The sequence below is a fragment of the Shewanella sp. S23-S33 genome (assembly GCF_043359565.1).
Lineage (GTDB): Bacteria > Pseudomonadota > Gammaproteobacteria > Enterobacterales > Shewanellaceae > Shewanella > Shewanella oncorhynchi.
Map to the genome: position 1 here is coordinate 99,847 of NZ_JBHFFD010000024.1, position 21,863 is coordinate 121,709.

Below are 21,863 nucleotides of genomic sequence, written 5' to 3' on the forward strand. Positions count from 1 at the left end.
ATGCAAAATATTAAGCAAAATGGCTTGCAGTAAAACGCTCAATTAAACAGATAAAGTCGGCTTCAGCAAGCTTGGCACATTTTAAGGTTTGTTCATGGGACAACTGCACGTCCCCCAATCCTTCGGCCATATTGGTAATGGCACACACAGCCAGTACTGGCAAACCACAATGCGCCGCCGAAATCACCTCTGGCACCACAGACATTCCCACCACATCGCCACCGATAATTTGCATCATGCGGATTTCAGCCGCGGTTTCAAAACACGGGCCAGAGTAAGACACAAAGACCCCTTGATTCACTTCAATGCCTGCGGCTTTTGCGACACTTAAGGCTTCTGATCTCAGGTCTTTATCATAAGCATTGGCTAGGCTAAAAAAGCGTGGGCCGTAGCTATCATCATTCGCGCCCGTCATGGGCGTACCCGGCATAGTGTTGATGTGATCGCTGAAAATAACTAATGATCCCACGCCGATCCGCTCTGGCCGTAATGACCCCGCAGCGTTAGTCACGAGTAACAATTCACACCCTAAACGTTTGAAAGTACGCACAGGCGTCGTCATCACCTTCATACTTTGGTGCTCGTAAAAATGCCCGCGGCCTTTCATGCACACTATATCGATGCCATGTAAGCTGCCGAGCACAAGCTCTCCAGAGTGGCCGACGACGGTACTTACAGGAAAACCGTCTAACTCTTCATAGGGGATCACTACTTTGTTATCTAAATTATCGGCAAACGCGCCAAGCCCTGAGCCCAAAATCATAGCGGCACGGGGAGAGAAATTCGGTTTACGGGCTCGAATCGTCGCAAGGGCATTAATAACGGGATCATGGCTCATACAAGGTACCTCATAGCAAAGGAATGAAAGAGTAAACGACCCTCAGTATAAGCGGGCTTAGGGTTGCAAATAATCGCGATTAATCGCACTATTGTGCTGATAAAAAGGACAATATCTGAAAATAGTGAGCCTAAAATGAGCACGATAAACGCATCAGAACTCGTCACCTTGAAGATGCTGCGGTATTTCCATCGAGTGGCTGAAGTGAAAAACTTTACCGCTGCCGCCGAGCAACTGCATTTATCGAAATCTCCGCTGAGCGCACAAATCAAAGAGTTAGAATCGCTCCTTGGCGTTGAGCTGTTCACTCGCAGCACTCGGCAAGTGGAGCTCACACCCTATGGCCAATTGTTAAGGGAAAAGTGCGAGCAAATATTCGAACTGGTGAATACCTCATTGGAACAAGTGGCTCAGCTTGGGCGACTCGATAGAAACCATATTCGGATTGGCATCATGAGCTCGCTTTTTTGGATGGGATTTGGTGACATACTGAAAAGCTTTCGTAAGCAATGCCCTGATAATGAGCTGATATTTCAAGAGTTATCACCTGAAACTCAAAAAGTCGCCTTAGCACATCAAGAAATCGATTTTGGCCTAGTGCGCTACGCCGACACCTTAAATTTGCCGCACCTTCTCGCCGAAACCATCACCAGCGAACCTATGGTGTTAGCACTGGCAAGTAAGCATCCTTTAGCCAGACGCAAAAGCATCGACTTGAGTGAACTCAAAGATGAGCCTTTTACCTTACTCAGCCGTGCCAATTCCGCCTCTAGCGATTTGATTATCGCCAGCTGTCAGGCCGCAGGATTTATGCCGCAATTAGTACAGGAAATGGTCGAGCCCAATAGCTTGATGGCCATCATCGCTGGCGATAACAGGGTATCCATAGTGCCACAAAGTTATGCATCACAGCCTTGGCCTAGGGTAAAGTTTATTAAATTAAAACAAACCATCCCCGCCGATATCTGCCTGATTTATCGGCCAGAAATGGCTTCGCTGCCAATTCTCGATAGCCTGAGGGACTTATTGAAGCAACAAATCAAAACCATTTAGATTGTCTCCCAAACGAGTGCTATGCTGAGTTCAATACTCAGGGTTCATATTTTAAGGATATCAAGATGGATGAATTTTTAGCGGCAGCCATTGAAGAAGCCAAACAAGGACTCGCCGAGGGCGGCATCCCCATTGGTTCGGTATTAGTGATCGATGGCAAAATCGTCGGGCGCGGCCACAATAAACGGGTACAAAAAGGCAGTTCAGTACTGCATGCCGAAATGGATTGTCTCGAAAATGCCGGCCGATTTAGCGCCGCCGAGTACCAAAGGGCGACCTTGTATTCCACCCTATCGCCCTGCGATATGTGCAGCGGCGCAGTATTACTTTATGGCATACCAAAAGTCATCGTCGGTGAAAACGCTACCTTCCAAGGGCCAGAAGCCTATGTAAAATCCCGCGGCGTGGATGTCACTGTGGTCGATAATGCCGAGTGCAAACAATTGATGCAGGACTTTATCGCCAGTAATCCAACACTCTGGAACGAAGATATCGGCGAGTAATGGTTCGACAGTCTTCTCAATCCGTTTCTGCATTTTTGTATTTCACTTTTTACGTTGGCGCTAGTTCACTTTCTACCTTTCCTGTATTTTACTTTTTGTGTTGACTGTATTTCATTGGAGGCTAGCGCCTGCTAGGCTAGCCCTCCCAAATCCCAGTGAAAAGTGGAACATGTCTACTAGCGAAAGGAACTCAGCTAACGTGCCAGCCAACTTACCTAAAGACCCTTGGTCAAGATCAGACTCCACGCAGCCTGTTGTAATGACGATACCCGCACAGCGTAATGCCAACCTCGATGCTATTCGCGGTTTAGCTGTGTTGGGGATATTTTTTATGAATATCTATTTTATGGGCATTACTTTTTTTGGCTATGCGCCCCATGAAACACAGCCGCTGTCGGATCACATTATCAAAGTGTTCAGTAACTTTTTCATCGAGGCACGCTTTATCAGTCTATTTTCCATCCTGTTTGGTGTCGGGCTTTTTATTCAATATCAGCGATTTAGCGCCAAAGGCCTAGAAGCTTATCCCCTACTGCGATCACGTTTAAAATGGTTAATTGTATTTGGCCTACTCCACGGCATTTTTATTTGGTCAGGTGATATTTTATTCACCTATGGCATTAGTGGATTTTTAGCTTTGTGTTACAAAGATTTAAGTGTTGAAGCCCTTAAGCGCAAAGCGAATATTTTTATTTTAAGCGCCTTAGTTATCATTACGCTGGTTAGCCTTACGGGCAGCGATGAACCTTTCACTCGAGAATCGAGTCTATTTGCAGAGCAATACAGTGCATGGACCTCTGGCTATGCCGACCAACTATTACTGCAATTGATGCAAGTTGGCTATATGGCACTGGTGATCCCTTTTACCATAATGTGGTTTACGGCTGGCTTGATGTTGCTCGGAATGGCTTTGTATCAACAAGGGACTTTTGAGCAAGGTTTTAGCAAATCGGTACTGGTAAAGTTAGTGCTAGCAAGCGTAGCGCTATCACTGCTTGATACCATCTTAGGTTTAACGAAAAATACTATTCTCGTTGCGTTTTCAGATGTGTTAATCATGCTAAGTGCTATTCCTATGGCGCTGATTTACATCCACATTATAGTTAAGGTTTGCCAGAATAATCCTAATATACTGACTCCGCTGCAAAATATTGGCAAACTCGCATTTAGTCTCTATATTCTGCAATCCATCGTTGGCGTGTTAGTGTTTAGACACTTAGCTCCCGAATTGCTATTGAGCTTAGATAGATGGGGATACATGGCCATGGCGCTGGTTTATTCAGTAGTGCAATTACTGTTAGCCAGCCTGTACTTACACTATTTCAAACAAGGGCCGCTAGAGAAACTGTGGCGCCACCTCGCGTTTAAAAAATACACGGAATCACAAGAACACAAGCAAGCTTAAAAACACTGACACGAGATTGATACCAGATAATGACGAACAAAAAACCTGCCAAAACGGGCAACAGCGCTTCACCTCAAACCAATCGCCCGCAAAAGAGTCGAGCACAAAGCGGTCGCGCTCAGAACAGTCGCACACAAAACAATCGCGCCCAAAGTAGTCGTACTCAAAAGTCCAATGCAGCCGCTTCAGGCTCAAGCCTTATGCCGCTGTTATTGGTGGTAATTTTTCTTGCTGGCTTAATCGGCGCAGCGCAGCAACATATGCTGCCAGTCGGGATTGCGGGCATGTACCTCACACTGAGCCTGCTCACCTTTATCGCCTATGCCATCGATAAATCCGCCGCTAAACGTAACAAATGGCGAACTAAAGAAAGCACATTACATCTGCTCGCCCTCATGGGCGGTTGGCCCGGCGCTCTATTTGCCCAAAACCTGTTAAGACACAAGTCCGTTAAAGCCTCATTTAGAAACGTCTTTTGGCTCACCGTTGTCGCCAACTTAGCCGTGCTGGGTTATGGCATAAAAACTGGCGCCGTAAATATGTTTATCTAATGCTCTTATTTAAGGGCTTTTATGTAAGAGCTTTTATACAAAGGCTTTTATATAAGGCGCCTTATCTAAGAATCGCCATCTGAGTGTGGCAGTCTAAGCAGCATGAGTCGCGGCATCGATCAACTGCTCAACCACAGACAACGCCAACAGTGCTGACTGAGTGTCACCTTTTAATTGTGCCGACACTATCGCCCCCTCTTTGAGTAAACCTATTGCCGCAATGAGAAATTGGGTCTTGGCTTCTGGCAAACCCAATGCCGATACTTGCTGTTCAATTAAACTCGCCACTCGCTGTTTATGCAGGGCGCAGAGTTGGTGCACAGGATGACTCGGCTCAGTAAATTCGGCGCTGACATTGATAAAAAAACAGCCGCGAAACTCACACAGTTGCGGCACTCTTTGATTAAACCAATCATCGAGCGCGATAAATAACCCACCAATGCCCTCCCGTCCCGCTGGCAATGCGTTCACTCGCTCGCTAAGCCATTGATAAAATACCTCATCACGATAGCGAACCACGGCTTCAACTAACTCATCTTTACTGGCAAAGTGGTGGTACAGGGTCTTTTTGGCGATCGCCGATTCCTGCAGAATCTGGTTAATCCCCACCCCATGCACACTTTGAAAATAAAACAGTTTAAATGCGGTAGTGACCAATTGCTGCCGTTTATCCGATGGCGTACCTGCCTGAATCTCAGTGCCCTGCATCAACTCATTCCTCTTCTTTGGTAAACATTCGTTAGCAAATCTTAGCTAACAAATATGAGTCCTATGTTTATGAGTCCTATGTTCTCACGAGTAGACAAGTCAGTCTACTCGTGAGATATTCACATAGGTAGACAAATCTGTCTACTTCGGTAACTAAATTAAGTTAATAGTGAAATCAAGAGTGAACACGGAACACCACAGCATGTTAGCTGCGATGGTTTGCTGAACATTCACGTCCACAATTCATTATCAAAATACGGGCTTAACACAAGCCATTAATGGGAGAAAAGATGCAAAGAATCATTCCACAGAATCTAAAGATGGCCTTGCTCGCAGGATGTGGATCCACTTTGTGTATCAGTAGTTTAGCGACGCTGGAACAGCTAACACCGCAAACCATTTGGTTGATGGCCCCCTTTGGTGCCACTATGGTGTTGTTGTTTGCCTTGCCAGAAAGTCCGCTCGCTCAACCGAGAAACATTCTCTGCGGCCACTTACTCACGAGTTTGGTTGGACTGATAATTCTAAATACTTTAGGAGTCTCCCCGCTAGCCTTAGGGCTTGCAGTCGGATTAGGCATAGCGGTGATGATGCTAACCCATACTGTGCATCCACCCGCGGGAGCGAATCCTCTGGTCGTTATGCTCACGGCGCAGCACTGGGATTTTCTGTATATGCCCGTCGCCAGTGGTGTTGCGCTCATTCTGGCTTTTGGTTGGCTGTATCACAACTTACTTTGCCGCCGGCAATACCCACAAAAGTGGTTTTAATCATTCATCGCCAATAAAAAAGGGCAATTTTAAATTGCCCTACACTTTCTCTAAAATACAAAATTGGCTGTCACTTTGCCTTTAGAACCAACTCAACGCGATACTGATAATCACGCCAGTGATCATCAATTGCATTAAACAAAAGCCCATAATATCCCGCGCTTTTAAGCCTGCAATCGCCAGCACGGGCAGTGCCCAGAAAGGTTGAATCAAATTAGTCCACGCATCTCCCCAAGCAACGGCCATTGCGACCCGAGCGACATCTGCACCTAAAGCTTGTGCGGCGGGTAACATAATCGGCGCCTGCACGGCCCATTGGCCACCTCCCGATGGTACAAAAATATTCACAATTCCTGCACTGATAAAGCTCCAAAATGGCAGGCTCTCGGCGCTAGCGATGGCCACAAAACCTTCCGAAATACTTTGAGCTAAACCCGATTGCACCATCACAGCCATAATGCCCGCATAAAAGGGAAATTGGATAACAATACCTGCGCCGCCCTTAATGGCCTCATTCAAGCTGGTTAATAAACTGCGTGGTGTTTGATGTAACAGTATGGCGAGGAACAGAAATAAGAAATTCACTAAATTGAGATTTAAGCTGCCGCCCTGCACCCAAAAGTAATAACCTAAATATACAAGCCCAGCGCCACCTACACTCCAGCCGAGTAAACGGCTATTTTCTAACTTATCCGCAGGACGGCTTTCAGGCTGACGATCACTCACATTTGCAGAGTTAAGCTCTAACGCCGAAGCATCAAGTTCAGCGCCTTTGTCATCAAGGGCGCTTGGGTCGACATAAACACTGTCTTTTTCTTCTGGCAACATAAAGCGATTTACTAAGGGCATGACCACAAACAGAATTGCCACTAACAATAAATTATAACTCGCGAAAATGGTGTCACTGGTGGGGATGATACCGATTTGCGATTCAGAGAAATGCCCCACCGTCGCAATGGTTAATGGGATCGAACCCGCAAGCCCACCATGCCAAACCACAAAGCCGGAATAGGCGCTGGCGACCAGCAGTCGATAATCCACTTTCACTTTGCGAGCTAAGGCTTTGGCAAATAACGCGCCCACCACTAGCCCAAAACCCCAGTTAATCCAACTGGCGGCCAGTGACACCAAAGTCACTAAAATAATGGCTTGTGGTGCCGACTTAGCCAATCCAGCAATGGCATCGAGCAGCTTTTTAATCGGCGGCGAGCTTGCCAACATAAATCCTGCCACCAGCACTAACAGCATCTGCATCGAAAAACTTAACAGCGTCCAAAAGCCATCGCCCCAATAATTGATGACTTCCAGCGGGGTTTTATGTTCGGCAACCACAGCAGCAATTAATACGACTAAGGTAAGTAAAAGCACGAAAATATAAGGATCGGGTAGATATCGGTCGACGAGTTTGACCAGAGGTTTTGCCGCTTTGTTTAACATAGACTTTCCTTGTTTATTATCTGAACTAAAACGTCAACACGCCCTAGTTCTTATTTGTTTTTATTGAATTTTTATTGAGTCTTAAGCCCACAGATTAAGCGATCTCTAAAGCAGGATAAAGTCTTGAGGGAGTTTTTAACGGTTTGAACTGGTAGCACCAGATATCCAGCTCAACGCACACGCGAGTGCCGATAGCATCTGATGCTAAAAAACTGATAATATGGCAAAAATTAACTAAGGTGCTCTTTATATGAAAATGTTACTTGCCGTTGTGGTGATTGCTGTGGTGATTTTTTACTTCTTTACCTCAATGAACGGCCAAAAAGCCGCCCAAGAAAATATCCGTTTAGGCAATGAGTTTTTAACACAAAACAAAACCAAAGAAGGTGTGATCACCACAGCTTCAGGTTTGCAATATCAAGTATTAACTCAGGGCGATGGCACAGTTCATCCTAAAGCCAGCGATACAGTGACAGTCCATTACCATGGCACTTTGATTGACGGTACTGTGTTTGACAGTTCGGTTGATCGCGGCGAACCCATCGCATTTCCGCTTAATCGGGTGATTAAAGGTTGGACCGAGGGCGTACAGCTGATGGTTGTTGGCGATAAAATGCGGTTTTTTATTCCCAGTGAACTCGCCTACGGTAACCGTAGCACAGGCAAGATTGGTGGTGGTTCTGTGTTAATTTTTGATGTGGAACTGCTTAAGATTGATTAAATCAGTCTTCAATGAGTCTGTCTTAACACATTCGGCTGTATTCATAAAAAAACCTAACACTTAATAAAGAAAAAAGCCCTGAATCTTCGCAGGGCTTTATTTTTTAACCAATAATATCAAAATTTTGGATAATTACTGGCAGGTTGCCGCGCCAATATCAACCCATACCGCCGCAACGCCCGGTACATCACCTTTAGTCCAGTAACTCGCCTTCCATACACGACCGTTATAGCGAGTAGTTTGACCGCCGTTATACACCACACCTGCATCCCAACCGAGATCAACTTGGCTGAGTAGCAGCCATTGGTCTGCGGTGCGAGATGGCGTATTGCCCTGAGTCCAATACTTTGCTTTCCATACCAACTGACTATGACTCACAGTATTACCCGTGTTGTATACCACACTGGTTTGCCAAGCAGGATAGTTACCGGCATTGGGATCAGTTGCATCGCAACCACCACCGACCACTTTTGGCGTCACGGTCAGATTAGTCGATGCGCTCGCATCTAAGGCACCATCGGAAACCAGCACGCTCAAACCATAGCGGGTCGCTTCGGTAACATTGGGGCCAGTAACTACTAACGTGGCACTATTTTGCCCGGTTGCCGACACGCCTGCGGGCACAGTCCAAGCGTAGGTTAAGGCATCACCATCTGCATCGGAAGCATTCGCCACTATACTGACGGTTTTACCCGCTTCAACTGTCGTAGTCGGAGCCAGAGTCACTACAGGTGCTTGATTAGGCGTATCAGCCTTGTTCGTCACCAGCACAGTATCGCTGGCAAATAGCCCTTCAGGATCGGTGACTTTAAGGCTAAAACCATAGGCGACATCGGTTTGGGTTGCTCCCAGTTGAATAGTCGCATTCGCCATATCTGCATTCGCGATGGCAACACTTGGCCCAGAGACTTGAGTCCAGAGATAGCTTAAGGCAGCGTTTTCAGGATCGCGCGAACCGCTACCATTGAGCGTCACATCGGCGGGACCGGTGACATTCACATCCGCGCCAGCATTGGCAATGGGCGCTTTATTCACTGGCGGAGTGGTGCCTTCACCATGGCCTAAACCTTCGTGTATGGCATTCAGAATGTCACCATTATCGGCATCAAGTTCCCACGCAAAGAGCCCACCAAGTTGATTAGAAAGCACATATTGCCCCTTGGCTTTAACTGAACGAGCATCATCGAAAGTGATTAAATCGCCAGTAGATGCCTTGAACAAAGATGGCGCCTCGGCTGTTTCGTCGTAACTGTAAGTCCAACCGCTTCCCATGTAGTCATTCGCTATCTGACGATAATCCACCACACCAGCTTCCCAAGTACCTTTCACTTTGCCCGTTGCCGTCCCTGTGAAAGGATTATTACCACTGTAGCCATTCACACCTGTCCAGCCGCGGCCATACATAGCGGCACCGACCACAATTTTCCCTGGGGTCACACCTTGGCCTAACAGCGCATTAACGCCATTAGCTGTGGTGTAACGGGTATTGGGATCCCAACTCGCTTCATACAGATTGGTTTGATGGCCGAGTTCAGTATTAGTCCAACCACCATTAAAGTCGTAACTCATCAAGAAGATGTAATCCATGTACTGCTGAGCAGCCTGATAATCGACTTTTTGAATTTTATCGTCACCAGCACTAATAGCAGAGGTCAGCTCATAGGTACGACCCGTTTCGGCGCTTAGTTCATCAAGCATCGCCCGCAGTTCACGCATCAGAGTCACATAGGTTTCACCGTCATTGGCATTACCTAAATTTGGGTTAGCGCCATTCCCCCCTGGAAATTCCCAGTCGATATCCACGCCATCGAAGAATTTCCATGTCTGTAGAAACTCTTTCACCGAAGCGACAAAGATATCGCGCTTGGTTTTATCACCGAAGAAAAAGAAGGGATCCGAGAGGGTCCAACCACCGACCGAAGGTAAAATCTTCAAATCTGGATGTGCTTGCTTAAGTGCCATCAATTGACCAAAGTTACCTTTGTAAGGATCTGAATGCTCACTCACTCCCGCCTGCGGTATTTGAATCGCCGCCCAAGGATCGTGAATCGCAACTTTAAAATCACCACGACCACTACAGGCACGTTGCAACGCTTCGAAACTGCCTTCGATTTCTTTCAAGCTATCATTGATTCCATCACCACCACAAATTGGGGTAAAGCCATATAAAATATGGGTTAAGTTTTGCGCAGGTATCTTATCGACCGGGAATTTACGACCGTATACGCCCCATTCGACAAAGTAACCTCCCACCACTTTGCCTGATTTATTCGCATAGGGACGGTTGTTTTCTTTTAGGGGAGCATTGAGTGGCACTAAATGGCTGCCGTCGGTATCAGCCACGAGGATTTGTTTAGCATCACTCGCCGTACAGCCATCGCTGTTACACAGTTGTACTTGCATCTGATAACGGCCGCCCTTGTTCACCTTAAAGTTAGCGGTTCCCGACGCGCCAGATGGGCCTTCCCAAACTACATTACCGTTGAGCAACACTTGGGCTCTATTGCCCACATCGCCACTCCAAAGGTTCCAACTGACGGAGACATCGGCGGCATCTTTCACAGTAACTAATTGATTGTAAGCGGTAGCCGCTTGATTCACTTCAATAATAGCGAACTTAGTTTCGCCCCAACCTAAAGTCGGTTTACCGGGCGCCGCTGCAAAAACGCTGGCACTGATAGTAGATGCCAGCGCTGATGCCACTAGCAAGGCTGATGTTGAAATTTGAGTCTTGAACATGAGATATCCCTATTGAATTTTTATATGAATCAATAAGGCAAACAAAGCGTAGACAGGAAACAGCACTCTCTTAAAACCATGCAAAACGACTGACAACTGCACGAAGAAAAACCTGTGGTATCCCCGCTATCATAGGTACAGACGAACCCTTAGACCGGAGGCTTTGCGTCCCAGTTTTTCAACTGGTTTGCCTTTTACACACAATGACAACGTTGTCATTGCGAATATCAGCATAAGCGTAAGCGCAATAAAATTGCAACAAAATATTATCAACTGCGTTATTGGTAAGAATCGTAAATAGAACTAGACATCTGATAAGAAAGGAATTATGCAAATTCAACTATCACTAATGTTTACTTTGGGTAATGAGGATTATCTGAATACTTTAAGAATAAAAAAACAGGACTCGATATGCCAAAGGCATCATAAGTCCTGCTTTATATTTCACAATTTATGTCGCTTATGCAGCTAAAACTCAATCACTAAACATTCATGGCGCAAACCATTGTCGAGCAACATGATGATCCTTATGCGCGGGGCATTTATGATCCTTATGCACGGGGTTATTTATGATCCTTATGCACGAGGATAGTCCCTTGCGAGCATCACAGATAAACCGCGGCAAACCAAGGTTTCCATATCATCGACACGATTGATTTTCATCTCAGCTAAGGGCGCGCTCAATGCCATTTGCTTTAAGCTTTCGAGACAGCCTTTGTAGTAAGGAGCGCTATTCATCATACCGCCAGCAAGCCAAATTCGATTGGGATTAAATAAATTAACCGCCCATGCTAATCCCATGCCGAGATAACTGCCCGCGCGATATAAATCATCCTGAGTGGAGATTTTGCGGCTGCGCACTGAATCGCCACTGGCCAGTTGCTCTAAACTAAACTCACCAGATTCTGTCATCACGCGACAAGGCCCCAACTCCCCCGCCACGCCCGTCGCTCCCGTAAAGACTTGTCCATTAAAGGCAATAGACATACCGATCCCAGTGCCGCACATGACCAATAACTCACAGGCATATTTCGCATCACAAGTCGCTTGCATACCCGCATCGATATCGTTGCAGATAAACTTAAGCTCACCCTGGGTTTTGACTGTATCGAAGCTCAATCCATTGAGTCCAGGTAAAGATTTACAAGAAACCAAACGATTATTTTGCACCAGTCCAGGTACGGCAATCGCTAGTTGGTAATGCTGTAAATCATAATCACGTTCAAACGCCGCGATTTGATTATTTAACTCTTCAATTTTAAAACCTTCACCTGTGGGGATTTTATATTGTTCTGTATGTCCCGCGAGCTGAAGTTCGAACAGGGCTTTGGTACCGCCCACATCTATTGTTAGTATTTGCATCGCTTACTCCACTGATACATGTGCCCCACTCTGACCCCGAGTAGAGATGGCAAATGTTAGCATAGGGTCCAAATGTTAGCGATTGAATAAAACTTAAGTTGCTAATTTTTAAGGAACAAGTTCTAATTAAAACATGACCAACCTTTTATTTAATTCACTTTTCATGCTCAAAATCACATAAATAAATCAACAAAAAACCCCATAACCTCAAGCGTCTTACCTGCACAAATTCACGATTGTATACAAAATCCTTTATTCGCTACCCTTGCATCTAGCGCGCTAGACTTGCGATAATCCGAGCCGGTTAAAACTCAAATCAACATAAACCTACTCATCCTTAGGCGATCTTCGCCTACCGACTCGCATAGCATGCCAGTCTTAATTGGAGCCCTTATGTCACAATCAATCGCTAACCGTCTCGGTGCTATTCGTAACGAATTAACATCTGCTAATCTCGATGCTTTTATTATTCCCCGTGCCGACGAATATCTGGGCGAATATGTGCCAGCACATAACGAACGTTTGTACTGGGCAACCAACTTTACCGGTTCGGCGGGTATGGCTATCGTATTGAAAGATAAAGCCGCAATATTTACCGATGGCCGTTATACGGTTCAAGTTCGTTTACAAGTCGATGCCACATTTTTCAGTTATGAAAGCCTAACCGATACACCACAAATTGAGTGGTTATGTGACACGCTACCAGCAGGGTCTCGCGTTGGTTTCGATGCGCGCTTACACACCTTAGCTTGGTATGAAAATGCCAAAGCAACCTTAAATAAATCCCAAATCGAATTAGTTGCAGTTGAACAAAACCCTATCGATTTGCATTGGCAGAATCGGCCAGCACAGTCGAACGCTCCTATCACTTTGTTTAGCAACGAGAGTGCTGGTAAAACCAGCCTGCAAAAACGCATTGAAATTGGTGCATTAGTAAAAAAAGCCGGTGGTGATGTCGCCTTAATCGCCGCCTTAGATTCTTTCTGCTGGCTACTCAACATTCGCGGCAATGATGTACCGCGCCTACCCGTTGTACTCGGCAGTGCTCTGCTCCACGCCAATGGCGATATGCAGCTCTTCACCGATTTAAGCAAACTCCCAGAGGGCATTGAGGAGCATGTTGGCGAAGGCGTCAGCTTTAAAAGCGAGGCATCTCTTGCCGATACACTCGCCAGCATGCAGGACGTAAAACTGCTGGCCGATCCGAATTCTGCAAACGCTTGGGCACAAAACATTGCCCGTGAGGCAGGAGCAAAATTAATTGCCGGAATCGATCCAGTCGCTTTACCTAAAGCGCAGAAAAACGCCGCAGAACTGGCCGGCATGCGTGCCTGCCATATCCGCGATGGCGTCGCCGTGAGTCGATTCCTTGCATGGCTCGATGCCGAAGTGGCAGCCAATCGCATGCACGATGAAGGCACCCTTGCGGATAAATTGGAAAGCTTTCGCCTAGAAGATGAGCGTTACCGCGAGCCAAGTTTCGACACGATTTCAGCTACCGGTCCTAATGCCGCTATGTGCCATTACAATCACAACAATGGCACACCAGCCATGATGACGATGAACAGCATCTACTTAGTGGATTCTGGCGCTCAGTATATTGACGGCACGACAGATGTGACCCGTACTATTGCGATTGGCGAAGTGACCGATGAGCATAAAAAAATGGTTACACTGGTGCTAAAAGGTCATATTGCCCTCGACCAAGCACGATTCCCGAAAGGCACCTCAGGCCAGCAGGTCGATGCATTCGCCCGCCAATATTTATGGCAACATGGTTTTGATTACGATCACGGTACAGGCCATGGTGTGGGTCATTTTTTAAGTGTGCACGAAGGTCCGCAGCGCATAGGCAAGAATGTTAACGCTATTGCCCTGATGCCCGGCATGGTGCTTTCCAACGAGCCGGGTTACTACCGCGCTGAGAGTTTTGGCATTCGCTTAGAAAACCTCGTCGTCGTTCAGCACTGTGAAGCACTTAAAGGGGCTGAGCGTGAAATGTATGAATTCGATGCGTTGACTATGATCCCCATGGATGCGCGCCTTATTGATAAGAGCCTGTTAACGCAAGGGGAAATAGACTGGTTTAATGCTTATCATCAGCAAGTCTTCAATACACTTTCTCCGTTAATGTCGGGTGATGAATTGGCTTGGTTAACTCAAGTGACTAAAGCAATTTAGCACTCCGCTGATAAGTAGCGATTTAAGTCGTTATATTAGTCACTTACACACTATAAAATAGAACGCCCAAGGCAATTAGCATTGGGCGTTTTTTTTAGCGCTATCTGTGTGTTTTAAACCCACGCCTTATTTCAAAACCATGATTTCAAAACACGATTTAAAAACATGAGTCGCTAAACTATAGTAGGTTGTGCCATCGGCTGATAAGCATCATCCAGCGATGCTTTAGACAACACTTCAAAGTCCTGATGAATTGCCATAAAACAATCGACTAATTCAGGGTCGAAATGCTGACCTTTGCCTTCAATAATTAAGTCGATAGCCTCTTGATGGCTAAAGGGCCGCTTATAACATCGGGGAGAAGTCAGCGCGTCATAAACATCAACTAGGGCCACTATCCTTGCCGAAAGCGGAATATCTTCACCTTTCAAACCAAGGGGATAACCACTACCATCCCACTTTTCATGGTGACCCGAGGCAATATCGCGGCCCATCTGAATAAAAGTACATTGGGGCGCATATTCCAACAAACTGCGTAGCACTTGTCCCCCGATCACAGGATGAGCTTTAATTTGTTCAAACTCCTGCGGCGTTAGTTTACCCGGTTTAAGCAAAATCGCATCGGCAATACCGACCTTACCTATATCGTGCAAAATGGCCGACAAACTAATGTCTTGAATATAATCTTCGTTCAATTCTGCAGGAGGATTGGCGGCCAGTAGTCGCTGCGACGCGAGCATTTTCGAATACTGCCGCATACGTAGCAAATGCGCGCCCGTTTCGTTATCTCTGTATTCGGCGAGTTTAGCTAAGCCTAATACGGTAGCTTGGCGTGATGCTAAGGTTGAATCGAGTGCGTCAGCCAACTTACCTAATAAATAAGTGATGGTTAACGTCAACATAGCATTGGTCACGATAAAATTGACCACGACAACGGCCCAAATACCGACACTATAACCTTGGGTTTCAGGCCAATTGAGCCAATTAAAATGATAGGCAAAACCAATCAATACCAAACTTAGCCCATTCAAACACTGGGCATATAAGCTGGCTCGATTTCCTAAAAAAATACCGACTAACGGCGGGAAAATAAATAACCAGAAAAAACCTGCTCCCGAAGGGCCAATCGCAATTAAAAAACCGATGCCAATTGCATAACCCAGCAAGCAGCCACAACCAAAACGCGTACTATCAGCAAGCTTAGGAAAATACAGTAAAAGCAGTAAAAACAGATAAGCCAGCGTATCAAATACCACCATAAACCAGAGATCGGCGATGATGCATAAATACACACTAGTGATATATACAGGCACGCAGAGAATCGCTAGAAAGCCAAATAAACGTTCAAAGATCAAACGTCGCCAATGTGGCAGTGCCGCCGCTGTTCCCAAGGACGCTGTGGCTAATTTAGTTACACCACGCCTAAGTGATATCGCCATGGGAAGTTCCTCTTATGTAGCATTCCCGCTGTGAGCTAATGAAGTAGAAGAGCAAAATCAAGATACACCGCTGAAGCAAGGAGAAATAAGCCATCTTTTGTTGCCCATTAAAGAATAGACTAAGGCCAATAAAGCGCTCCATGAATACTGCGATATCAAGCCGAATCAACGACATTAGTCCAATATCATCGAACATAATTTATATTTAAGATGAATGACAAATACCCACTCAAGACATAAAAGAATAACCCTATACAAAATACTAGAATTAACGATTTAACAGGATAAACGCTCGTTTAACATCATATTCTCACTACTTAAAAACTTTATATATTGCAATAGCTTATAAATACGACGAACGATTGATTTTCACCTGTCAGCCATGAGAAACCGCTCTCCTATACCCACACAAAAATGATACTCTTATCACATAACAAGCTTACTCCGATGAGAGTCAGCACAAGAAAATTCGCGCCTAACACCGCGCCCTGAACCCTAATGAACCATATCGGCCCTGAATGGACACACTAAATGAGCCAGAGTAACGCCTCAGCGAATAAAATAGTTAATACGCAGAGATCAGATCAAGAAATCCGCTTAACACCACAAGATGAACTCATTTCCACCACTGATACTCGCGGTATCATCACTTACGTTAATGCCCGTTTTGCCGAAGTCTCAGGCTATAGCGCCCAAGAGTTAGTCGGCAGTGCACACAATATGGTGCGTCATCCCGATATGCCGAGCGCCGCCTTTAAAGAAATGTGGGAAAAGCTTAAGTCGGGCCAATCTTGGCGCGGCATAGTCAAGAACCGCTGTAAGAATGGTGGCTTCTATTGGGTTGATGCCTTTGTTTCGCCCTTGTTTGAAAACGGCACTATTATCGGTTACCAATCGGTGCGCATTCAGCCTCAAGCCGCCTACGTCACGAAAGCTAATGAGATTTACCAAAGACTCAAATTAGACAAATCCATTCCTAAACCCTTAAGTTTAATGCAAAAACGTATCGTATCTGCGGTTGTAGCCTCCACAGGTTTACTGATTGCTGGCTACTTTTGGGGCTGGGGCGTGATTATCGCAGGGGCGATTCTGATGAGTTTAAACCTCGCCATTTTCTACGATGAGGCTTTTCGTATTCCCGCTAAACTGATTGAAATGCAAACCAAATATGACTCTATCAGTCGTTACATTTACTCGGGTGCAGATACTTCTTCTATCCTCGATTTCCAGCTCATCATGCTGCAGGCTAAAATGAATGGCGTACTGGGGCGCACCCAAGATCAAGCCAATCAATTACATGCAATTGCCGATCAATTAGTGGTCGCGACCGAGCAAACCTATGTCAGCCTAGATCAAGAGAAAAGTCAGCTAGAACAACTCTCTGGCGCGATGGAAGAAATGAGTTCAACCATCACAGAAGTCGCGCAGAATACCCATCTCACCTCGACCAGCATCAATACCGCCTATGATCTCTGCCTTAAAAGCAGTGCCAACATGAAGGCCAACACTCAAAAAATGGAGCAACTGGCAAAGTCTGTTGCCGATGCAACCAACAATGCCCATCAATTAAATAAAGAAGCCGAGCAAGTCGCTAATGCGATGGGCGAAATTGACTCTATTGCCGAGCAAACTAATCTCCTCGCCCTCAATGCCGCGATTGAAGCTGCCCGTGCGGGTGAACAAGGCCGTGGGTTTGCCGTGGTCGCCGATGAAGTACGCGCGCTATCGAGCAGAACCCAGCTATCAACCAACAGTATTTCTAAGAGTGTCGATAAGATGTTTACTATGCTCAACGCATGGGCCAAAGAAATGGAACAAAGCCGTCAACATGCGGAGCGTTGTGCCAGCGATATTCAACTGTCCGCCGACAATGTAAACACCATTTACCAAGAAGTGAGTGATATCCACACCTTTGCCCAACAAAATGCAGTGGCAGCCGATCAACAGCGTCAAGTGGTCAATGAGATCGCCAGTAATATTCACTCCATCACCCATGCCAGCACCGAGAACTTAGCCGCAACCCATCTGATTGGTGATGCAGCCCATCTTCTTAAACACAATGCCGAAAAAGCCCTTGGCCTGAGGCGCACCTTCGGTTAAACATAAGTACAAGATCCAAAATACCGCAGCCTAGGTTGCGGTATTCTCTAATATAGCGAGCTTTAATCCGTATTGTTGAGTCCATATTTTACTCAACCCTTGTATAGATCAATAAGACCTTGCCCACCTGAACCAGTACTAAGCCTTTTATCCCCTCCTGATGAAATGATGCAGATAAAATGCCAAAACACTAAAAAGTACAGGTTTTAACCGAAATTTTTGCTATACTCCGCGCCCGCCATTTTTCTTATAAAATCTGTGTGGAAGAATGAGCCAGCCGATACACCTCTCTCCTTTAGACAAGTGATAAAGAGGCTAGCGGCGCTTGAATGTTTGAATAAGTGAACGATAGGAATCCAAAATGAGATTTGAATCTTTTAGTTTTTCCCCCGAGATTTTGCGCGCTATCTCAGATTGCGGTTATCAACAAATGACGCCTATTCAGCAGCAAGCGATACCTGCTATCCGCCGCGGCCAAGATGTCTTAGCCAGTGCCCAAACCGGTACGGGTAAAACCGCCGCTTTCGCGCTGCCGATCCTGCAAAAGATGGTTGAAAAGCCAAGCGAAACGCTAAAGTCAAATGCCCGCGTATTGATCCTTACGCCGACCCGTGAGCTTGCAGCTCAAGTGGCAGACAACGTTACGGCTTACTGCAAGTACTTAAACTTCAGTGTCTTAACCATTTACGGCGGCGTAAAGATTGAGACTCAAGCGCAAAAGCTGAAACGCGGCGCCGATGTGATTGTTGCCACCCCTGGTCGTTTACTTGAGCACCTTACCGCCTGTAACTTAAGCCTGTCGAACGTCGACTTTTTAGTGCTAGACGAAGCCGATCGAATGCTCGACATGGGCTTTAGCGCCGATATCCAAAAAATTCTTCAAGCGGTAAATAAGAAACGTCAAAACTTGTTATTCTCGGCCACTTTCTCAAGTGCAGTGAAAAAACTCGCCAACGACATGATGGTTAAACCGCAAGTGATCAGCGTTGATAAACAAAACACTACCGCCGACACCGTTAGCCAAGTAGTTTATCCGGTTGAACAACGCCGTAAACGCGAACTGCTTTCTGAGCTTATCGGCAAGAAAAACTGGCAACAGGTATTGGTATTTACTGCGACCCGTGAAGCCGCCGATACGCTAGTCAAAGAATTAAACTTAGATGGAATCCCATCTGAAGTGGTCCACGGTGAAAAAGGCCAAGGCAGTCGTCGCCGCGCCCTGCGTGAGTTTGTGGCGGGTGATGTACGAGTGCTGGTTGCCACCGAAGTTGCCGCCCGTGGTCTGGATATTCCAAGCCTTGAATACGTAGTCAACTATGACTTACCTTTCCTCGCCGAAGATTATGTACACCGTATCGGTCGTACAGGCCGTGCGGGTAAAACTGGCGTAGCCATTTCATTTGTGAGCCGCGAAGAAGAGCGCACCTTAGCCGATATCGAAAAATTGATTGGCCAACAGATTCGCCGCGTCACTGTGCCAGGTTATGAAGTTGGCAGCCGCGAATTGCTATTAAAGCAATTGCAAACCCGCCGCAGTTTTGCCAAAAAGCAACAAAGAACCGACAACGTCGGCGCTCAAGTTGCTGCTGAGAAAAACATGCAGGGCCGCCGCGTAAAAATGAAAGTGGGTCAAGCACCGAGCAAGGCCAAAAAACTTAAGTAATTATCCGTTGATTGATATTATCAGTGTTTTTCAATATTGATAAAACAGCGATTTTAAAGCGTCCATAACCGGACGCTTTTTTATACTCACTCAATAATAACCTTGGTAACCTTTATCTCACCGTATTATGTTACCCAATAACGCTTGAAGCCTTGTTTCATTTATACTATTTTCGCCTCGCCACCCCGCGAGAGGAAGCATAATATCCGATCGAGTACTTCCAGGGTATTTCACACTACAGATATCGTTAAAATGGGTGAATCCATCATATAAAGGTTTTACATAAGAATTTGGCATAATCCCCAACTCAGCCAATACCATTAATTGTCCGCGAAAACTATATTTTTCATAGTTAGGAATAATTTTAGCTTTCTTGATGCGCTGTTCTAATTTTCCAGGTGTTTCATCTTGAGGAGCTTGACGGATCATATCGATTAACGATATCAATATACTGATATCCTCTGGCGTCGGAGTACAAGGTGAAATGGCAGTAAACTCCTCTAATTCAACGAGATTACCACACCACCTTTCATTCCATACACTCCCAGCATAGCAACTGAATATTTTATGCCCTTTTTCTATCCAAACATTTCTTCTTATTGAGCAAACGGGGCAAACATCCCCTTCGCTGACCATTTTATGTTCTGGAACCGCTTGAGCGAACAAATAACTTAATATTGGTTGTCTTCCTCTTGGAAAACTTGAAAAGCCACATATATATGCCGAAATCAAATTCTCAATCGATAAGTGAGGATGCTCAAGCAACATTTTATAAGCATTAATACATTCATCATGACTATATTTGATTATCTGATTGACAGGATAACCACTTTTTTCAAGTGTTAGTATTTCTGCATTAGATAAACCGTCATTAGAATAGTGTGTAGTCCCAGACTCGCAATCAAACTGGTCTCCATTATCTATTCTTTGCATATATCCATTTTCGTCTTTGATATAAGACTTTTTAAAATAGATTTTCTTTAATATTTTAAATAATCCCTTATCCATTTACAGCTCCCGTGATTAAATATTGAGTGCAATACAATTTATCGATGACCAAGTTGAACGCCACCATAGCGCTCCAAATACTTCACCATTTTTTGATTTATGGCGGTATAACTACCCATATAAAACTCGCCATGCCAATGGACCAGTTCAACAGGAAGATAACCTAAATTATTAGCATGATTGACATCGGCTCCAGCTTCAACCAGTAACATGAGAATATCGAGTAATTGCAGTTGGCAGCAATGCAATAAAGCCGTCATATTTTGTGAGTCGATATATTCGACATCAACACCCAGTTTGATCAACTGTTTTACGGTAATGATATCGTGTTTTACCACTGCATCAATTAAGGCTTGCCCCATCAGCTTGTCGTTCACTCGTTTTAACCACTCCAACACTACGCTGTAATCGCGATAAAATCCAAATGGTTACCGTTATAAATACCTCACCAACCAACCCCATCGGTATCACATTGGTGCAATCATCTGCATTGGCTTGTAAGAATGTTCGGCAATTGCCGCTCTTTTAATGCTCATACCCGTTTAGTGCTAACTCGAACCACTCTTAAGCAAGTTAGACATAACAAATATAGATTTACGCAATATCTCTTTGTCTAAAACGAGGGAAATATTAACAACAACGACTTAAAAAACGAAGAAAACAAAACCAAATTAAGGACTTTATATGCAAACCGCTTCGATGTTACACAGGTTTTACTGCACAACCATCTTACTACTAACAAGTCTAACGGCTATTGCGCAACCCATTGCTAAGGATGAATTTTCCATCAGTCCGCTACTTAATGGTCAGCAAATCCCTAAGGTAAACTTGCAAGATATCAATGACAAAACGGTCGATTTAGCAGAATTAACCCAGAAAAAACCAACCATTTTCTTCTTTTACCGTGGTGGCTGGTGCCCATTTTGTAACAATCAAATGGGGCAACTAAAAGCGATTGAGCCTGAGTTATTAAAAATGGGCTTTCAGTTAGTGGGAATTTCACCCGATACGCCAGCTCAACTTAAGGTTTCGGCGGCAAAAAATGAACTTAAATATCTGCTGCTTTCCGATGAAAAAATGCTGGCATCCCAAGCCTTTGGTTTAGCTTTTTACACTAGCGAAAAGGTGACTGAAACCTATACCGCACGCCTTAATCTCGAGAATCCTTTATGGATCACCCCTGAAGGTGCCAAACGTTTAGTCTTACCTGTACCCGCCATTTATATCAGCGACGACAAGGGATTGATTCATTTTCAATATATCAACCCAAACTACAAAGTAAGGCCCGCGCCAAAGCTGATTTTAACCGCCGCGAGTTTGGTGGGATCGCAAGAATAAATATCGGTTTAACGACCGCTTTGCTAAACTAGCTCCGCCGCAATCAA

18 protein-coding genes and 1 riboswitch are annotated in these 21,863 nt (G+C 45.3%); of the genes, 10 read left to right on the forward strand and 8 right to left on the reverse strand.

What is annotated here, in order from left to right:
* Positions 1-10: 10 nt before the first annotated feature.
* Positions 11-838 (reverse strand): xanthosine phosphorylase, encoded by an 828-nt coding sequence (gene xapA / locus ACHA99_RS07960; RefSeq protein WP_393942050.1) that lies wholly within the window; start codon positions 836-838, stop codon positions 11-13.
* A gap of 135 nt (positions 839-973) precedes the next feature.
* On the opposite strand from xapA, the gene ACHA99_RS07965 reads away from it, so the two are divergent.
* The 4 genes from ACHA99_RS07965 to ACHA99_RS07980 all read left to right on the forward strand — a co-directional run bounded on the left by ACHA99_RS07965 (position 974) and on the right by ACHA99_RS07980 (position 4,350).
* Positions 974-1,891, forward strand: coding sequence for a LysR family transcriptional regulator (locus ACHA99_RS07965; RefSeq protein ID WP_393942052.1), 918 nt, complete (start codon positions 974-976; stop codon positions 1,889-1,891).
* Positions 1,892-1,956: 65 nt separating this feature from the next.
* Positions 1,957-2,394, forward strand: coding sequence for a nucleoside deaminase (locus tag ACHA99_RS07970; RefSeq protein ID WP_028761325.1), 438 nt, complete (start codon positions 1,957-1,959; stop codon positions 2,392-2,394).
* A gap of 199 nt (positions 2,395-2,593) precedes the next feature.
* On the forward strand, positions 2,594-3,799 hold the full coding sequence (locus ACHA99_RS07975) for a DUF418 domain-containing protein (RefSeq protein ID WP_393942118.1): 1,206 nt from the start codon (positions 2,594-2,596) through the stop codon (positions 3,797-3,799).
* Positions 3,800-3,828: 29 nt separating this feature from the next.
* Positions 3,829-4,350 (forward strand): DUF1294 domain-containing protein, encoded by a 522-nt coding sequence (locus ACHA99_RS07980; RefSeq protein ID WP_393942054.1) that lies wholly within the window; start codon positions 3,829-3,831, stop codon positions 4,348-4,350.
* A gap of 93 nt (positions 4,351-4,443) precedes the next feature.
* On the opposite strand, the gene ACHA99_RS07985 is transcribed toward ACHA99_RS07980, so the two are convergent.
* A complete protein-coding gene (locus ACHA99_RS07985; protein ID WP_393942056.1) occupies positions 4,444-5,058 on the reverse strand; it encodes a TetR/AcrR family transcriptional regulator in 615 nt (204 codons plus the stop codon).
* Between the two features lie 290 nt (positions 5,059-5,348).
* Here ACHA99_RS07985 and ACHA99_RS07990 point away from each other — a divergent pair, with 290 nt between their 5' ends.
* Positions 5,349-5,828, forward strand: coding sequence for an HPP family protein (locus tag ACHA99_RS07990; RefSeq protein ID WP_393942058.1), 480 nt, complete (start codon positions 5,349-5,351; stop codon positions 5,826-5,828).
* Between the two features lie 81 nt (positions 5,829-5,909).
* Here ACHA99_RS07990 and ACHA99_RS07995 read toward each other — a convergent pair whose 3' ends face one another.
* Positions 5,910-7,265 carry a short-chain fatty acid transporter gene (locus ACHA99_RS07995; protein ID WP_198573754.1) on the reverse strand — a complete coding sequence of 452 codons (1,356 nt, stop codon included), beginning with the start codon at positions 7,263-7,265 and terminating at the stop codon, positions 5,910-5,912.
* Positions 7,266-7,515: 250 nt separating this feature from the next.
* Here ACHA99_RS07995 and ACHA99_RS08000 point away from each other — a divergent pair, with 250 nt between their 5' ends.
* Positions 7,516-7,986 (forward strand): FKBP-type peptidyl-prolyl cis-trans isomerase, encoded by a 471-nt coding sequence (locus ACHA99_RS08000; protein ID WP_393942061.1) that lies wholly within the window; start codon positions 7,516-7,518, stop codon positions 7,984-7,986.
* A gap of 132 nt (positions 7,987-8,118) precedes the next feature.
* Here the strand turns inward: ACHA99_RS08000 and ACHA99_RS08005 are convergent, their stop codons facing one another.
* Complete coding sequence (locus tag ACHA99_RS08005; protein WP_393942063.1) at positions 8,119-10,725, reverse strand: glycosyl hydrolase family 18 protein; 2,607 nt, start codon at positions 10,723-10,725, stop codon at positions 8,119-8,121.
* Positions 10,726-10,838: 113 nt separating this feature from the next.
* A riboswitch (cyclic di-GMP riboswitch) is annotated at positions 10,839-10,927 on the reverse strand.
* Positions 10,928-11,301: 374 nt separating this feature from the next.
* The gene (locus ACHA99_RS08010; RefSeq protein WP_028761333.1) at positions 11,302-12,087 is read right to left on the reverse strand and encodes an ROK family protein; all 786 of its coding nucleotides are present in this window, start codon (positions 12,085-12,087) and stop codon (positions 11,302-11,304) included.
* A 393-nt stretch (positions 12,088-12,480) separates the two neighbouring features.
* Between ACHA99_RS08010 and ACHA99_RS08015 the strand changes: the two genes are divergently transcribed.
* Positions 12,481-14,268, forward strand: a complete 1,788-nt coding sequence (locus tag ACHA99_RS08015; RefSeq protein WP_393942065.1) for an aminopeptidase P family protein — start codon at positions 12,481-12,483, stop codon at positions 14,266-14,268.
* 173 nt (positions 14,269-14,441) lie between these two features.
* Here the strand turns inward: ACHA99_RS08015 and ACHA99_RS08020 are convergent, their stop codons facing one another.
* Positions 14,442-15,707 (reverse strand): HD-GYP domain-containing protein, encoded by a 1,266-nt coding sequence (locus ACHA99_RS08020; RefSeq protein ID WP_393942067.1) that lies wholly within the window; start codon positions 15,705-15,707, stop codon positions 14,442-14,444.
* A 531-nt stretch (positions 15,708-16,238) separates the two neighbouring features.
* Here ACHA99_RS08020 and ACHA99_RS08025 point away from each other — a divergent pair.
* Both ACHA99_RS08025 and ACHA99_RS08030 read left to right on the forward strand, forming a co-directional pair.
* A complete protein-coding gene (locus ACHA99_RS08025; protein ID WP_393942069.1) occupies positions 16,239-17,807 on the forward strand; it encodes a methyl-accepting chemotaxis protein in 1,569 nt (522 codons plus the stop codon).
* Positions 17,808-18,168: 361 nt separating this feature from the next.
* Positions 18,169-19,470 (forward strand): DEAD/DEAH box helicase, encoded by a 1,302-nt coding sequence (locus ACHA99_RS08030; protein WP_028761337.1) that lies wholly within the window; start codon positions 18,169-18,171, stop codon positions 19,468-19,470.
* Positions 19,471-19,587: 117 nt separating this feature from the next.
* On the opposite strand, the gene ACHA99_RS08035 is transcribed toward ACHA99_RS08030, so the two are convergent.
* On the reverse strand, positions 19,588-20,478 hold the full coding sequence (locus tag ACHA99_RS08035) for a hypothetical protein (protein ID WP_393942071.1): 891 nt from the start codon (positions 20,476-20,478) through the stop codon (positions 19,588-19,590).
* A gap of 38 nt (positions 20,479-20,516) precedes the next feature.
* Positions 20,517-20,855: an ankyrin repeat domain-containing protein gene (locus ACHA99_RS08040; protein ID WP_393942073.1), complete on the reverse strand. Its 339-nt coding sequence runs from the start codon at positions 20,853-20,855 to the stop codon at positions 20,517-20,519.
* Between the two features lie 307 nt (positions 20,856-21,162).
* On the opposite strand from ACHA99_RS08040, the gene ACHA99_RS08045 reads away from it, so the two are divergent.
* Positions 21,163-21,816: a peroxiredoxin-like family protein gene (locus tag ACHA99_RS08045; protein WP_393942075.1), complete on the forward strand. Its 654-nt coding sequence runs from the start codon at positions 21,163-21,165 to the stop codon at positions 21,814-21,816.
* Positions 21,817-21,863: the final 47 nt, after the last annotated feature.

Excerpts from the sequence above, each read along its gene's own strand:
- xapA (WP_393942050.1), bottom strand. The coding sequence starts at position 838 with ATGAGCCATGATCCCGTTATTAATGCCCTTGCGACGATTCGAGCCCGT.
- ACHA99_RS07965 (WP_393942052.1), top strand. The coding sequence starts at position 974 with ATGAGCACGATAAACGCATCAGAACTCGTCACCTTGAAGATGCTGCGG.
- ACHA99_RS07970 (WP_028761325.1), top strand. The coding sequence starts at position 1,957 with ATGGATGAATTTTTAGCGGCAGCCATTGAAGAAGCCAAACAAGGACTC.
- ACHA99_RS07980 (WP_393942054.1), top strand. The coding sequence starts at position 3,829 with ATGACGAACAAAAAACCTGCCAAAACGGGCAACAGCGCTTCACCTCAA.
- ACHA99_RS07985 (WP_393942056.1), bottom strand. The coding sequence starts at position 5,058 with ATGCAGGGCACTGAGATTCAGGCAGGTACGCCATCGGATAAACGGCAG.
- ACHA99_RS07990 (WP_393942058.1), top strand. The coding sequence starts at position 5,349 with ATGCAAAGAATCATTCCACAGAATCTAAAGATGGCCTTGCTCGCAGGA.
- ACHA99_RS07995 (WP_198573754.1), bottom strand. The coding sequence starts at position 7,265 with ATGTTAAACAAAGCGGCAAAACCTCTGGTCAAACTCGTCGACCGATAT.
- ACHA99_RS08000 (WP_393942061.1), top strand. The coding sequence starts at position 7,516 with ATGAAAATGTTACTTGCCGTTGTGGTGATTGCTGTGGTGATTTTTTAC.
- ACHA99_RS08005 (WP_393942063.1), bottom strand. The coding sequence starts at position 10,725 with ATGTTCAAGACTCAAATTTCAACATCAGCCTTGCTAGTGGCATCAGCG.
- ACHA99_RS08010 (WP_028761333.1), bottom strand. The coding sequence starts at position 12,087 with ATGCAAATACTAACAATAGATGTGGGCGGTACCAAAGCCCTGTTCGAA.
- ACHA99_RS08015 (WP_393942065.1), top strand. The coding sequence starts at position 12,481 with ATGTCACAATCAATCGCTAACCGTCTCGGTGCTATTCGTAACGAATTA.
- ACHA99_RS08020 (WP_393942067.1), bottom strand. The coding sequence starts at position 15,707 with ATGGCGATATCACTTAGGCGTGGTGTAACTAAATTAGCCACAGCGTCC.
- ACHA99_RS08025 (WP_393942069.1), top strand. The coding sequence starts at position 16,239 with ATGAGCCAGAGTAACGCCTCAGCGAATAAAATAGTTAATACGCAGAGA.
- ACHA99_RS08030 (WP_028761337.1), top strand. The coding sequence starts at position 18,169 with ATGAGATTTGAATCTTTTAGTTTTTCCCCCGAGATTTTGCGCGCTATC.
- ACHA99_RS08035 (WP_393942071.1), bottom strand. The coding sequence starts at position 20,478 with ATGGATAAGGGATTATTTAAAATATTAAAGAAAATCTATTTTAAAAAG.
- ACHA99_RS08045 (WP_393942075.1), top strand. The coding sequence starts at position 21,163 with ATGCAAACCGCTTCGATGTTACACAGGTTTTACTGCACAACCATCTTA.